The following is a 12,673-nucleotide window of genomic DNA, read 5'->3' as shown; positions in this document are numbered from 1 at the left end:
TGATGGAACTAGATTTTTTAGGTCTAGGGGGAAACAAGATGTTTAAAAAAGCGATGACCTGCGCAATCATGCTATGTAGTATGCTACTCATTGCTGCTTGTGGAGCATCCATTGAAAAAGAACAGAGCAAAGCTGTAGAACAAGCCGAAAAGGCTTTTGATAAAGAGCCGGAAGAAGCAAATCAAGAGATACAATCGATTGCGTTCTATTTACCCTCTGGCATGTCGGTAAAAGATGATAAACCCAATAATATTATACTTGATAAGCAAGACCATCCTTATATCCTTTTTTATAACCCAAACGAAGAGGAGGATAGTCAAGCATTATATAATTTGTTAATCGATACTGACGATCCCTTAATTATCAATCAGACATTTACTAAAGATGATCGTTTTGGCTATCTCGTCATTACAGAAATCGAAGAAGAAGAGACTTATGAAGTAACTGCTGGAATTGGTGGAACAAAAGCAACGACAGAATCAGCTGTACAGAATGTATCCGAAGATGCAAAACTCCTAATGGATATTGTTCGTTCAAGCCAGGTAGAATAGAGATGTTAACGGAGGGCCTTAATAGTTGGCCCTCTTTTTGCATTCTGGAGATGTTTTTTTAAAAAAAGGATAGACAAAAGCGATAACTGTCTTTACACTAGTTAATTATAATGGTTGACAAGGGGGCAGGGAGATGGGTTTTTTAGAAAAGAAGGGTGTACGGGTTTCAGTTAAAACGTATTTAGTCGATGCCTTGAGTTATATGGCGTTAGGGTTATTTTCTTCTCTAATCATTGGCTTAATTATAAAAACAATTGGTGAGCAACTGCATTGGCCAATTTTGGTTGAAATGGGTCAATTAGCGATGGATTTAATGGGACCGGCAATCGGAGCTGCGATTGCAGTTGGGCTTGGCGCGCCACCACTTGTGACCTTTGCCGCGGTTGCCACTGGAGCTGCGGGCGCAGCCCTTGGTGGAGGACCAGCAGGGAGTTATCTTGCCGCGCTCATCTCGGTTGAAATTGGAAAGCTTGTCAGTAAGGAAACGAAAATAGATATTATTGTGACTCCTTTTGTGACGATTTTCACAGGTTTTCTGGTTGCAAAATTTATTGGACCAACGATCGGACAATTCTTAACCGTGTTCGGCAGCTGGATTGTTTGGGCAACAGAGCAAAAGCCAATTTTAATGGGAATCCTTGTGGCGACTTTAATGGGGCTTGCGTTAACAGCACCAATATCAAGCGCAGCAATCGCGCTTATGCTTGATTTAAGTGGATTGGCAGCTGGGGCAGCAACGATTGGGTGTTGCGCCCAAATGGTTGGTTTTGCGGTGTCTAGCTATCGTGAGAACAAGATGGGTGGATTGTTAGCGATTGGGATTGGTACATCCATGCTGCAAGTGCCGAATATTATCCGCTATCCCTTGATTTTAATTCCACCAACAGTTGCGGGGATTGTGATCGCACCGTTTGCTACGACGATTTGGCCGATGACAAGTAATGCAGCAGGAGCTGGCATGGGAACGAGTGGATTTGTCGGTCAAATCATGACCTTTGAAACTATGGGTTTTTCCACTACAGTGCTGATCCAAGTCATTGTATTACATCTTTTGGCTCCAGCTGTGATAAGCTTATGTTTATCAGAATTTATGAGGAAAATGGGCTGGATCAAACCAGGTCAAATGCTAATCAATACTGGAGGGAAATAAAATGGAAAAACTACAATCTATAGAAGAATTTGAACAATTGAAAAAGGAAGAACGGGCGATCTTTATGTTTTCTGCTGATTGGTGCCCAGATTGTACCTTTATTGAGCCGTTCTTGCCAAGATTAGAGGCGGATTACCCAGAGTATATATTCAAGTATGTGGATCGTGATCAATTTATTGATCTTTGTAGTCAATTGGATATCTTTGGGATCCCAAGCTTTGTTGCCTTCCATAATGGTGAAGAAGCAGGTCGCTTCGTAAGCAAGGATCGGAAGACCTTAGAAGAAATCGGAGACTTTATCAATGAACTTGCGGAATAATGAAGTAAGAAGAACCTGTACTCCCTGAATACTTTAAAAATAGGGAAGCATGATATGGAAATATCTACGATTAATCAAAGAATCCAGTCTAATATATCGCAGGACTGGATTTTTGTGTGGGAAAAGAAAATCCTCATTTCCAAACTTTGAGACTCTGGCCTATTTTGTGTAAAATAAACAGTAATGTAATGTCCCAAAGGAGGGGAGTGGTGTGAAAATGGATGAAAAGAAAATGAAAAGAGCATTGGAACAGCGTCTTAAAAAGCAGGGACGTTTGTTCAAATATGATCGAGAAACGGAAACAGTGCGCGTTGAAAATGAAGAAACGGGCAAAGGACTGGATATTGCCTTGTCTCCTCTAGTTGCCAAGTGGCATGTGCATAAAGACAAGGCGATTGATGAAGTGGAGTATTACGTGGAAGAGGCCCTCAAAGTGATGGGCAAAGACCAAGAAGTCGCTGGTCAGGAGAAGAAAATCTATCCTGTTATTCGTTCAACGTCATTCCCGAAAGAAACTGGGGAGGGTGTACCGTTTTTTACAGATGATCATACCGCAGAAACAAGAATTTATTATGCGCTTGATCTTGGGCAGACGTATCGCCTGTTGGATGAGCAAATTATAAAAAAAGAAAGGCTTGATCCCCAAAAAGTGCGGGAAATGGCACGCTTTAATGTTCGTTCCCTTCCAGTGAAACTGAAAAAAGATACATTGCGTGGAAATGATTTTTACTTCTTAAATACCAATGATGGCTATGATGCCAGCAGGATTTTAAATGAAAAATTTTTGCAAGAAAAAGCAGAAACCATTGAGGGAGACATGATTGTCGCCGTCCCTCATCAGGATGTATTAATCATTGGGGATATTCGCAATACAACCGGTTATGATATTTTATCCGAATTAACGATGAGTTTTTTTACAACTGGAAAAGTTCCGATTACGGCGTTATCCTTTACATATGAAGAGGGAAAGCTGGAGCCAATTTTTATCCTGGCACAAGATCAAAAAAAGTCCAAGAAGAAGGAGAAGGAATAAATGAATGTTTTTTATAACTTAAAAGGGGTTGGCGATACTTTATTAATCGCTATTCAAGAAACAGACCATTCGACCTTTGAACGTAAAGGCGATGTGGCGCGGATTTTTGATGAAAAGACCAAGCAAACGAGTGGCTTCAATCTTTTTCAGGCTTCTCAATATCTGCAAGTGGACGCCAATGGCCAAGTAGAATTAACGGAAGAGCTTGTGGAAAAAATCAATGCCGCAATCATGAAAAATGGCTTTGACGAGCAGCTTGAAGCAGATTTCACTCCAAAATTTGTTGTCGGGTTTGTAAAAACAAAAGAGAAACATCCAAATGCAGATAAATTAAATATTTGCAAGGTCGATGTAGGGACAGAGGAACTGCAAATTGTTTGTGGCGCACCGAATGTCGATGCAGGACAAAAAGTAGTTGTGGCAAAAGTGGGTGCTGTCATGCCAAGTGGAATGGTGATTAAAGATGCAGAGCTTCGAGGGGTTCCATCAAGCGGAATGATTTGTTCTGCCAAGGAGTTAGACTTGCAGAATGCTCCTAAGGAAAAGGGGATTTTGGTACTAGAGGCAGCTGCCTATGAAGTTGGACAAGCGTTTCAATCATAACGAATCAAGAGAGGCAGAAAGAGCCTCTCTTTTTTAAAGGGTAAGAAAGTACAAAATTTTTTGGCTAGTATTTGGAGCTAGCCCCGAGAACCTCGCGGGATATGAGTTCATCGCGAAAGGCATGCGGACGTGGCGGCCTAGCTGATGTTCTGCTTAATAATCCTTCATAGGTCCAGGAATATTTGCTTGTCGGAGGGCAACAGGACATTGGTTAGAAAGGGCTTGCGAAAGTCCTTTATTATGGTAAAATTTTGAGTGGCTTGACTTTGATGAGAGTTCAAGGTTGAATACAATATAATAGAGGTGTTCGTTTGAAAACTTATTCACTAAAAGAACAATGGTTCGGGAATGTGAAGGGGGATATTTTATCAGGCATTGTGGTGGCTCTCGCCCTGATCCCAGAAGCCATTGCCTTTTCCATTATTGCTGGTGTGGATCCGATGGTGGGGCTATATGCATCCTTTACCATGGCGGTTGTAATTTCGTTTGCTGGTGGCCGGCCAGCGATGATTTCGGCTGCTACAGGGGCGATGGCCTTGGTGGCGGTTTTACTAGTGGCGGATCATGGATTACAGTATTTACTTGCGGCTACGATTTTAACAGGTGTGTTGCAAATTGTATTTGGTATTTTCAAATTGGCAAGATTTATGAAGTATGTCCCGCGCTCTGTTATGATTGGCTTTGTTAATGCCCTAGCCATTCTTATTTTCATGGCACAACTAGAGCATTTTGTTGGTGAAAAATGGTCCATGTATCTTATGGTTGCAGGCGCTTTAGCGATTATCTATTTATTTCCTAAACTAACAAAAGCCGTACCATCTCCCTTGATTGCGATAATTGTCATTACGATCATTGCGATTTTGACGAATAGTGGTGTGCGGACGGTAGGTGATATGGGGAATTTGACATCTGCTTTGCCTACTTTTCTAATCCCGGATATTCCTTTTAATTTTGAAACATTGAAAATTATCTTTCCTTATTCTCTTTCGCTTGCATTAGTAGGTTTATTGGAATCCTTATTAACTGCTTCGATCGTCGATGATATGACAGATACATCAAGCAATAAACATCGTGAGACACGGGGACAGGGAATTGCAAATATTGTAACAGGGTTTTTCGGTGGAATGGCTGGCTGTGCCATGATAGGGCAGTCTGTCATTAATGTAAAATCTGGTGGAAGAGGAAGACTCTCAACCTTTGTAGCGGGTGCCTTTCTGCTATTTTTAATTCTTGTGCTTGGAAATGTGGTTGTGCAAATCCCGATGGCTGCACTTGTTGGGGTTATGTTCATGGTCTCTATTGGGACATTTGATTGGGCAGCCTTGAAAAATCTACGCAAAACCCCAATCACAGATTCAATTGTGATGATCGTAACTGTCATTACGGTTGTCGCTACAGGCGATCTTTCCAAAGGTGTACTAGCCGGCGTAATTCTAAGTGCTGTTTTCTTTGTTGTTAAGATTTCGAAATTAAAAATCAGCTCAACGCAGAAAGACAATAAGCGAATTTATACAGTCAACGGACAAGTCTTCTTCGCTTCTGTAGAGGAGTTGATTGATTCGATTGACATGCATACTCCTGAGAAAGAAATTGTGATTGACTTTAGTCAAGCACATGTATGGGATGACTCTGGGGTTGCGGCAATTGATAAAATTGTTTTAAAATTGGAAGAAAGTGGTAAAAGTATTCAGTTAACTGGTTTCGACAAGCTGAGTTCAAATTTAGTTAAACGCTTGGCCATTCATAGTAAAGTGGATGTTTGAGTTTCACTTTGGAGGAGGAGTAGTACGTGTATAAAAGAATTTTATTAGCAGCAGATGGATCCGAATACTCATTGCGAGCGGCGGGAGAAACTGTAAAAATCGCAATGCTAGCAAATGAAGTAGAAGTCGAAATTGTCTTTGTGATGGATTATTCTAAAGCGAAATCCGATATCCTTCACAGTAAAGACCCTGAAGTTTTAGAATTTGAAAGACGTCAAAAGTTACTTCCAATAGAAGAATATTTTAAGCGAGAGGGCGTTAAGTATAAAACAACCATGTTGCATGGAGATCCAGGGCCTGTCATTGTTGAATATGCCAACAAGCAAACCTGTGATCTAGTAGTTGTCGGAAGTCGGGGTTTAAATAGCTTACAAGAAATGGTACTTGGTAGTGTCAGTCATAAAATTGCTAAGCGAGTTGAATGTCCTGTATTGATTGTGAAATAGTAAGATTAGTAGATTGACGATAAAAACTCTTCAGGCAGAAGCTTGAAGAGTTTGTTTTTTATGCGTCTGCAATCACTTTATCAAGCGATTGAATGATCCCGAGATGTGTTCCTTCATGCCATGTGGCAAATTGGATCAAGCTAGAAGGTGTATCCATCAAATGAGAGCCAATTGAAAAGGGCTCTGCAGCGGGTTGGCTTGTTTTTCCAAAAAAGTCTTCTCTTATTCTCGATTTCTGATCCCTTAGAGAATCAAGAACAGTATTGGGGCTAGCCGCAGGTTCGAACCAATCTACTGGACGAGTACCAGATGCAAAAAATTCGGACCATTTGGGATTTTGAATGACATAGCTCGCATCCGATTTGCCTAATAAAGTTTCCGTCACGACAAAGATATGACCAGCATTCCAAAGGATTGTATTGGAAAATCCTTCAGGTTGTTGCCCCCATTTGTTTTCAGTGATTTTTTCTAATGTTCGAATTGTGCTCGAGCGTGCAAAAGCAAATTGTCTTAAGGTACCCAAATCCCATTACCTCCCATAAATTTACTTATATTTCCATCATAGGCCATATTTCGATATTTTGCTATAATTATTAAATTACAGAATGGTTACATATGAAATAAACGCGTAAATAAAATAAATATGGTAAAATATTCATAAAACATATAAAGCAGAACTACTATCATTATGGGCTTCATCCTCCAATGATGGTTATCGCGGGAGAGCGTCCGTCATCCCCAATTAACAGGGAAAAATGAAAAGAAGGGGAGTTATTAGATGCAAAAAGCTGTAAGCATTACCCATAACGGGATGCAATTAAGAGGAATGGAACATATTCCAGAAGGGGAGAAATTGCCGGCGGTTGTGTTATTCCATGGGTTTACAGGCAATAAATTAGAGCCTCATCGTTTGTTTTTAAAAATTTCCCGGGCGTTAGAAAGGAAAGGGTTTGCCAGCTTTCGCTTTGATTTTCTCGGAAGTGGGGAAAGCGACGGAGATTTTGAAAATATGACAGTAAGTAAGGAAGTAGATGAAGCGAGAACGATTTTTAATTATGTGAAGGCGCATCCGCGGGTAGACGAAAGTCAAATCGTCGTTTTGGGACTTAGCATGGGCGGACTCATTGCCAGTTTATTAGCAGGAGAATTACAGAAGCAAGTGGAGAGATTGATCCTAATGGCTCCCGCTGGAACCATTAAAGCTTCCATGGAGGCGAGAAGAGAAGCAACACCTTATATTGAGAGTCAGGATGCTTATGATCACGCGGGAAACCTCGTTGGTTCTGCTTTTAACGATGATCTCAAGACGATTGATGTATGGAATCGAGCCGCATCCTATCAAGGAAAAGTCCTGCTTATACACGGAACAAAGGATCAGGCAGTTCCGTATGAAGTGTCGAATTTATATATCGAGAAATGTTATGGTGACCAAGCTACATTACATACTATCCATGAGGGAGATCATACGTTTAATTCCTATTATTGGGAAAAAGAAGTGATTGAGACCATTGTCGATTTTGTGGAGCTATAAATTCTTAAACAGCTTGGAAGGAGGAGACATATGACAGTTTCTTACGCCGATTGGGGAGGAAAAGTAAAACTTACCTGGTTTCCTACTACCGAACTTCCTGAAAGAAAGTTAATCACAAGTGTTCATGCTTTCTGCTTTGATCATGAGCAACTCCTGCTAGTTGATCTGAAGGAGAGGGGCTGGGATTTTCCAGGCGGGCATATCGAAGCAGGAGAAACCCCAGAAGATTGTGTGAAACGTGAAGTGAGGGAAGAAGCCTATGTAAATGGATTATGCACCATTCTTGGAGCAATAGAGGTGAATCATTCTGAGAATGAGCAATGGAATGCACAAAGTCCTTACCCACTAGTTGGCTACCAGGTGTTTTACCGAATGGATCTTACAGAGTTGCTTCCATTTGAGGGAAAGTATGAGTCTAATCAAAGAATTTTTATCAATCCAATTGATGTGGCAGACTATTATAAAGGCTGGAATAAAACACATGAGGCAATTATGAAAACAGCTCTAAATTGTTCAGTTTTGAAGTAGATTGGGGAGTACCCTTGCCCTTTATAGTGATAATAATATCTTTCCTGATAATCTAGCAGGTCGGCGCATCTATGCCTCCAATAGGAGGGGGGATGCGTGTGAAACAATTTCTTTATGCTTGCATTTGGAATTTTGATCATTGTTATCTTGTTATTCCATAAAAAAGACTAAAACCCCCTTTGAGTTTCCAAGCTCTGGCAGTTTTAGTGTGCTGACTCCCAAGTGGGAATCTCCTAAATAGAACCATTTCGATGTACCAGCATCGAAATGGTTTCTTTAGTTTACGTTATGTTACGTATAGTATCTATTGAAAAAAATGGGTTTGTAAACCAGTGAAGTTTTAAAATAACGACCGGGTCTTTTTATAGTGGCTTTAGATCTAAACCCAATGTTTTGAATCCTTTTTCTTCTTAAATCGTATATTTAACAAAGGCTTTTAACGAGAGGGAGAAAAGATGGCTGCAGAAAATAAAAAGAATAAATTCCGTGGAAGTGGTATTGCCATAGGGATAGCGATTGGTTTGGCAATCGGAACGGCCATGGACAATATTGCTATAGGGATCGCTATTGGTGTTGGAATCGGCTTGGCTTTTGAAGGATCCAATAATGAGAAGTAATCTGGAAAGGGGAGAGAAGGATGGAAGGTTATTTTGTTGGCTGGGGAACATTAGCATTAATTAACGCAGGGTTAGCGCAAGGCAAGAATAGAAGTGGATTAGGCTGGTTTTTACTTTCATTGTTATTGGGACCAGTTGCGACCTTTCTGATCGTTGTATTAGGGAAAAACTAACCACATATATAAGATTTTATTAGAAAGAGGGAAGGCATGGATGGAAGAAAAGAATGAAATTGCAACAAAGGAAGAAGGAGTGGTTTCAGCAACTCAGGAAAATGAACTATTGAAAGAAATAAGATCTTTACAAGAAACTGTCAAAAAATTAGAGACAGATATTGAGGATATTAAATACTTTACACCTCAGCCACAAAAGATTTTGGACAAAGAAGTAATTGGGACAATTGGAGGACTTATTTTAGGGGCATTGGTCATCATTGGTATTTTCTTTTGAACCAAATAGCCGACCGTCGCAATGATGTCATTACTTTGGTCGGCTGTTCTTTCTTATCTTGATGAAGGGAAAACGCGTTCTACTGTATCAGAAAATTTATCAAAGAAACCACTAACAGGGTTGCCGTTATTTAGTTCATCACGGTATCCACGCATTTGCCCAAAGAAATCCGGGTTTTCGGAAACAAATACATTATCTAGTTTATCATCTGCCTTGCGCGCACGATCTGCAATTTTATTTTTGACATCGTCGCTTAATTTATCATTTTGATCGTTCGTTAATTTTACCGCTACATAAGCATTTTTGCCGGTTTTCAGTACATACGCACGATCGACTTCTTTCAAGTCAGATACTTCATCAGCAATATCGTCAGCCACATCAACATGGCGATCATTATTCATGTTGTTTCCATCATTTTGGTTATTATTGCCAACATGATCGCGATTCTCGCCAACATTTGTTGTGCCATATCCATCTCTGGTCCCATTATTTCGATATGTTAGATCGTCTCTTGTGTTATTCCGATTACGTGTATCGTAGTTAACATCAAGAGGGCCATTATTATCCGCGACTTGATCTTTATTATTATCATTTGCACCACAGCCCATAAGCATCATAGAAGCGATACCGGCAACAGCAATCGATTTGACAATCTTCACTAAAAAACCTCCTTATTAATGTGATTCTTTTATAATGTTCCTTTTTCCTCAATTTTTATACGTGAGATTTGTTATAATGGTACAAGCGGATTTTTTTAAAAAAGAGGAATTTGCTTAGTGCAGGATTTTGCTCTAGCGATAAGTAACAATATTTAGGAATATTTGCTTGTCGGAGTCCCACAGGATTAGGGCCAGAACGGCGTTGTGATGTACAGGATGTTACTAGTACAGACGAAGTGACAGGATGTCGCACAGTTAGCCGTTCATCTATATTAGGCGCCTTGCGCTTTTCTTATAAATGACAGTGAAAGAGGGATAGGATGTCCTGGCTTAAAAGATTTATCTCAAAATTTGTGAATGAAGAGATTGATGAACAAGAACAACCTAGAGAAATGGACAATACGCGTCGCACCTCATCCACTATGGAGACGAGAATGACGTATCAATATCCAAAAGGTAATTTTCGTTTTCCATTGATGCAAGACCCACCTGACAAACAAGTTCCACCTAACAAAGGAACGCCAAAAAATGACCATAGAGAACGAAATGAGAGAAAATACGAAAAATCATCCGTAGCGAAGACAGAAGCGGAACATTCAAAGAGTAAAGCGCAGTATGAAAAAGTAGAAAAACCAAAAAATAAAAAAGTGGAAAGTCAATTAAAACAACCTTTTCGTCCAAGCCATATACCGTCTCCGATTTTTGGTTATCAACGGCCGAAAAAGAATAGTACGGAGTATGAGCTACAGGATTCTTTTTTAAAGAATAACGAAAATAAAATAAAACCAGAGAACTCTTTAAATACAGAAGAGCAGGAGACAGTTCTCCCTTTAACCTTTTTAACTCCGGAAACTGAAACGGAATTACAGTTGGATGAGGAGACAACGAGGGAGCCTGAGCTATTTTTGCATCCTGTAGTAGAAGAAGCAGACGAAGAATTAGAGCCTATATCGGATGAAATCGTGTTGGGAGCTGAAGAGGAGATCGCGTCTTCAGAGCCCATCATCGAAGAAGAACCAGTTGAGGAGCCAAGTTTTGCGGAAATAGAGGATGAAAAACCGGAAGAGTCAATAGAACTTGAACAGGAACAGATATCAGTTGAGCAGGATCCAAGTTGTGTTGAAGAGGAGCCTAGTAGACCTGCCAAAAGAGAAACGACTCGTGCGGCTATGCCGTTTAATGTACTTATGTTAAAAAACGACCGGAAAAGTTTGCGTGAAAGACAAGAAAAAAAGCGAGAACAGCCACTAATTAAAAAGGAAAGCAGCCAACCTGCTTCACAGGAGAGAGCAGAAGAGTTGGAAAGCAGTGCAATTGAGGCTGTGACGCATACAAAGGAGAAAGAGACACCCCAACGTCCTGCTATATTTTTGGAGGATGAACAAGAAGAACCGTTAGAAACGTATAATTATCCTGCGTTATCTCTCTTGCAGCCCCCTGTTTCAAAAGTTAATAATAAGGAATGGCTTGAGGAACAGAAGGTTTTGTTAAGCGAAACACTTGCCAATTTCAATGTTCAAGCACAGGTCGTTCAAGTTAGTCAAGGGCCCTCTGTGACGAGATTTGAAGTCCAACCCGAACGAGGCGTAAAAGTTAATAAAATCACTAATCTAAGTGATGATATTAAGCTAAGTATGGCGGCTCGAGATATTCGGATGGAGGCGCCTATACCCGGGAAAAGAACGATCGGTATTGAAATTCCCAACCAAGATAGTAGACCTGTCCAGTTAAGTGAAATCATTGGGGACCCTAGCTTTTTAGAGTCGGAATCTCCGTTAACGGCTGCGCTTGGGCTGGATATTTCGGGAAATTCAATTGTCACGGATTTACAAAAAATGCCTCATGGTCTTATTGCAGGGGCTACAGGTTCTGGAAAAAGTGTGTGCATTAACTCCATTTTGGTAAGCTTGCTGTATAAAGCTAGTCCAGATGAACTAAAATTGCTACTTATTGATCCGAAAATGGTTGAACTAGCACCATATAACCATATTCCTCATTTGGTCAGTCCTGTTATTACAGATGTGAAGGCTGCGACAGCCTCTCTCAAGTGGGCAGTCGAAGAAATGGAACGCAGGTATGAGCTATTTGCCCATGCTTCAGTTCGTAATATTGGTCGTTTTAATGAATTGGCTGAAGAAAATCGGCGCTTTAATGAAAAACTGCCTTATATCGTTATTATTATTGATGAACTTGCTGATCTAATGATGATGGCACCACATGATGTAGAAGAATCGATTTGCCGGATCGCTCAGAAAGCTAGAGCTTGTGGGATCCATTTAATTATTGCGACCCAAAGACCATCTGTTGATGTGATTACTGGTCTCATTAAAGCAAATGTCCCTACAAGGATTGCCTTTTCTGTTTCATCTCAAGTGGACTCAAGGACGATTATTGATATTAGCGGCGCTGAAAAATTACTGGGACGTGGCGATATGTTGTTTTTAGGAAGTGGTTCCTCGAAACCTGTTCGTTTACAAGGAACCTTTGTTTCTGATGGAGAAATCGATCGTGTGATTGAACATGTGCGCGCCCAAGGTGAACCCGACTATCTGTTTGAGCAGGAAGAACTATTAAAGAAAACTCAAGTTCAAGAGGAAGAAGATGAATTATACTTTGCCTCATGTGAATTTGTGATGAAACAAGGTAGTGCATCCACCTCCATGATACAACGACAATTTCGGATCGGTTATAATCGGGCCGCAAGATTGATTGATATGATGGAACAACAAGGTGTGATCTCCGCCGCGAAGGGGAGTAAGCCTCGAGATGTTTTAATGACAGAAAGTGAATGGGAGTCCTTACAAGAAACGATTTCATGACTTCAAATGATCTGCCCGAGTAAAAGAGAGATGGGCATGTTACTCTCTTCTTTTACTCGGCTTGATTTCTTGGAGCGGCTTGCATGAATTTTTGTGTCATAGTCATGGAAGATGAATAATGCTATAATATTGGAATGGAAATGAAATTCCTGATTTTTTTTACATACAACCTGATAAATGGTTGGATATTAATAAATACATGAG

The 12,673-nt window shown here is 40.4% G+C and carries 15 protein-coding genes; 13 read left to right on the top strand and 2 right to left on the bottom strand.

The features are described from left to right. Nucleotides 1-38: 38 nt before the first annotated feature. The 7 genes from KI375_RS17265 to KI375_RS17235 all read left to right on the top strand — a co-directional run bounded on the left by KI375_RS17265 (nt 39) and on the right by KI375_RS17235 (nt 5,865). Complete coding sequence (locus KI375_RS17265; protein ID WP_212974713.1) at nt 39-551, top strand: hypothetical protein; 513 nt, start codon at nt 39-41, stop codon at nt 549-551. Nucleotides 552-684: 133 nt separating this feature from the next. After that, nucleotides 685-1,701 (top strand): PTS sugar transporter subunit IIC, encoded by a 1,017-nt coding sequence (locus KI375_RS17260; RefSeq protein ID WP_212974712.1) that lies wholly within the window; start codon nt 685-687, stop codon nt 1,699-1,701. A gap of 1 nt (nt 1,702) precedes the next feature. Next, entirely contained in the window at nt 1,703-2,020 is a 318-nt protein-coding gene (locus tag KI375_RS17255) for a thioredoxin family protein (RefSeq protein ID WP_212974711.1), read from the top strand. 217 nt (nt 2,021-2,237) lie between these two features. Beyond that, nucleotides 2,238-3,053, top strand: a complete 816-nt coding sequence (locus KI375_RS17250; protein ID WP_212974787.1) for a DUF1444 domain-containing protein — start codon at nt 2,238-2,240, stop codon at nt 3,051-3,053. Further along, nucleotides 3,054-3,656, top strand: a complete 603-nt coding sequence (ytpR, locus tag KI375_RS17245; protein ID WP_212974710.1) for a YtpR family tRNA-binding protein — start codon at nt 3,054-3,056, stop codon at nt 3,654-3,656. A 311-nt stretch (nt 3,657-3,967) separates the two neighbouring features. Beyond that, nucleotides 3,968-5,419 carry a SulP family inorganic anion transporter gene (locus KI375_RS17240; protein ID WP_212974709.1) on the top strand — a complete coding sequence of 484 codons (1,452 nt, stop codon included), beginning with the start codon at nt 3,968-3,970 and terminating at the stop codon, nt 5,417-5,419. A gap of 26 nt (nt 5,420-5,445) precedes the next feature. Further along, nucleotides 5,446-5,865, top strand: coding sequence for a universal stress protein (locus KI375_RS17235; RefSeq protein WP_212974708.1), 420 nt, complete (start codon nt 5,446-5,448; stop codon nt 5,863-5,865). 58 nt (nt 5,866-5,923) lie between these two features. Here the strand turns inward: KI375_RS17235 and KI375_RS17230 are convergent, their stop codons facing one another. Continuing rightward, on the bottom strand, nt 5,924-6,388 hold the full coding sequence (locus KI375_RS17230; protein ID WP_212974707.1) for a DinB family protein: 465 nt from the start codon (nt 6,386-6,388) through the stop codon (nt 5,924-5,926). Nucleotides 6,389-6,643: 255 nt separating this feature from the next. On the opposite strand from KI375_RS17230, the gene KI375_RS17225 reads away from it, so the two are divergent. From KI375_RS17225 to KI375_RS17205, 5 genes are all read left to right on the top strand, one after another. Next, a complete protein-coding gene (locus KI375_RS17225) occupies nt 6,644-7,396 on the top strand; it encodes an alpha/beta hydrolase (RefSeq protein WP_212974706.1) in 753 nt (250 codons plus the stop codon). A 30-nt stretch (nt 7,397-7,426) separates the two neighbouring features. Further along, nucleotides 7,427-7,924: an NUDIX hydrolase gene (locus KI375_RS17220; RefSeq protein ID WP_212974705.1), complete on the top strand. Its 498-nt coding sequence runs from the start codon at nt 7,427-7,429 to the stop codon at nt 7,922-7,924. 455 nt (nt 7,925-8,379) lie between these two features. Next, on the top strand, nt 8,380-8,541 hold the full coding sequence (locus KI375_RS17215; protein ID WP_212974704.1) for a glycine zipper domain-containing protein: 162 nt from the start codon (nt 8,380-8,382) through the stop codon (nt 8,539-8,541). 20 nt (nt 8,542-8,561) lie between these two features. Next, nucleotides 8,562-8,714 (top strand): hypothetical protein, encoded by a 153-nt coding sequence (locus tag KI375_RS17210; RefSeq protein ID WP_207448517.1) that lies wholly within the window; start codon nt 8,562-8,564, stop codon nt 8,712-8,714. Between the two features lie 40 nt (nt 8,715-8,754). Then, a complete protein-coding gene (locus tag KI375_RS17205) occupies nt 8,755-8,991 on the top strand; it encodes a hypothetical protein (protein ID WP_207448513.1) in 237 nt (78 codons plus the stop codon). Nucleotides 8,992-9,044: 53 nt separating this feature from the next. Here KI375_RS17205 and KI375_RS17200 read toward each other — a convergent pair whose 3' ends face one another. Further along, a complete protein-coding gene (locus KI375_RS17200) occupies nt 9,045-9,650 on the bottom strand; it encodes a YhcN/YlaJ family sporulation lipoprotein (protein WP_212974703.1) in 606 nt (201 codons plus the stop codon). Nucleotides 9,651-9,970: 320 nt separating this feature from the next. On the opposite strand from KI375_RS17200, the gene KI375_RS17195 reads away from it, so the two are divergent. Next, a complete protein-coding gene (locus KI375_RS17195) occupies nt 9,971-12,469 on the top strand; it encodes a DNA translocase FtsK (protein WP_212974702.1) in 2,499 nt (832 codons plus the stop codon). Nucleotides 12,470-12,673 lie beyond the last annotated feature (204 nt).

Origin of the sequence: Bacillus sp. J14TS2 (genome assembly GCF_018333015.1) — a bacterium.
Taxonomy (GTDB): domain Bacteria; phylum Bacillota; class Bacilli; order Bacillales; family Bacillaceae_C; genus Lederbergia.
This window is presented reverse-complemented; position numbering and strand designations above follow the sequence as displayed.

Bases quoted from the DNA above. Each gene is read 5' to 3' on its own strand.
- KI375_RS17265 (WP_212974713.1), top strand. From the start codon at position 39: ATGTTTAAAAAAGCGATGACCTGCGCAATCATGCTATGTAGTATGCTA.
- KI375_RS17260 (WP_212974712.1), top strand. From the start codon at position 685: ATGGGTTTTTTAGAAAAGAAGGGTGTACGGGTTTCAGTTAAAACGTAT.
- KI375_RS17255 (WP_212974711.1), top strand. From the start codon at position 1,703: ATGGAAAAACTACAATCTATAGAAGAATTTGAACAATTGAAAAAGGAA.
- KI375_RS17250 (WP_212974787.1), top strand. From the start codon at position 2,238: ATGGATGAAAAGAAAATGAAAAGAGCATTGGAACAGCGTCTTAAAAAG.
- ytpR (WP_212974710.1), top strand. From the start codon at position 3,054: ATGAATGTTTTTTATAACTTAAAAGGGGTTGGCGATACTTTATTAATC.
- KI375_RS17225 (WP_212974706.1), top strand. From the start codon at position 6,644: ATGCAAAAAGCTGTAAGCATTACCCATAACGGGATGCAATTAAGAGGA.
- KI375_RS17220 (WP_212974705.1), top strand. From the start codon at position 7,427: ATGACAGTTTCTTACGCCGATTGGGGAGGAAAAGTAAAACTTACCTGG.
- KI375_RS17215 (WP_212974704.1), top strand. From the start codon at position 8,380: ATGGCTGCAGAAAATAAAAAGAATAAATTCCGTGGAAGTGGTATTGCC.
- KI375_RS17210 (WP_207448517.1), top strand. From the start codon at position 8,562: ATGGAAGGTTATTTTGTTGGCTGGGGAACATTAGCATTAATTAACGCA.
- KI375_RS17205 (WP_207448513.1), top strand. From the start codon at position 8,755: ATGGAAGAAAAGAATGAAATTGCAACAAAGGAAGAAGGAGTGGTTTCA.
- KI375_RS17195 (WP_212974702.1), top strand. From the start codon at position 9,971: ATGTCCTGGCTTAAAAGATTTATCTCAAAATTTGTGAATGAAGAGATT.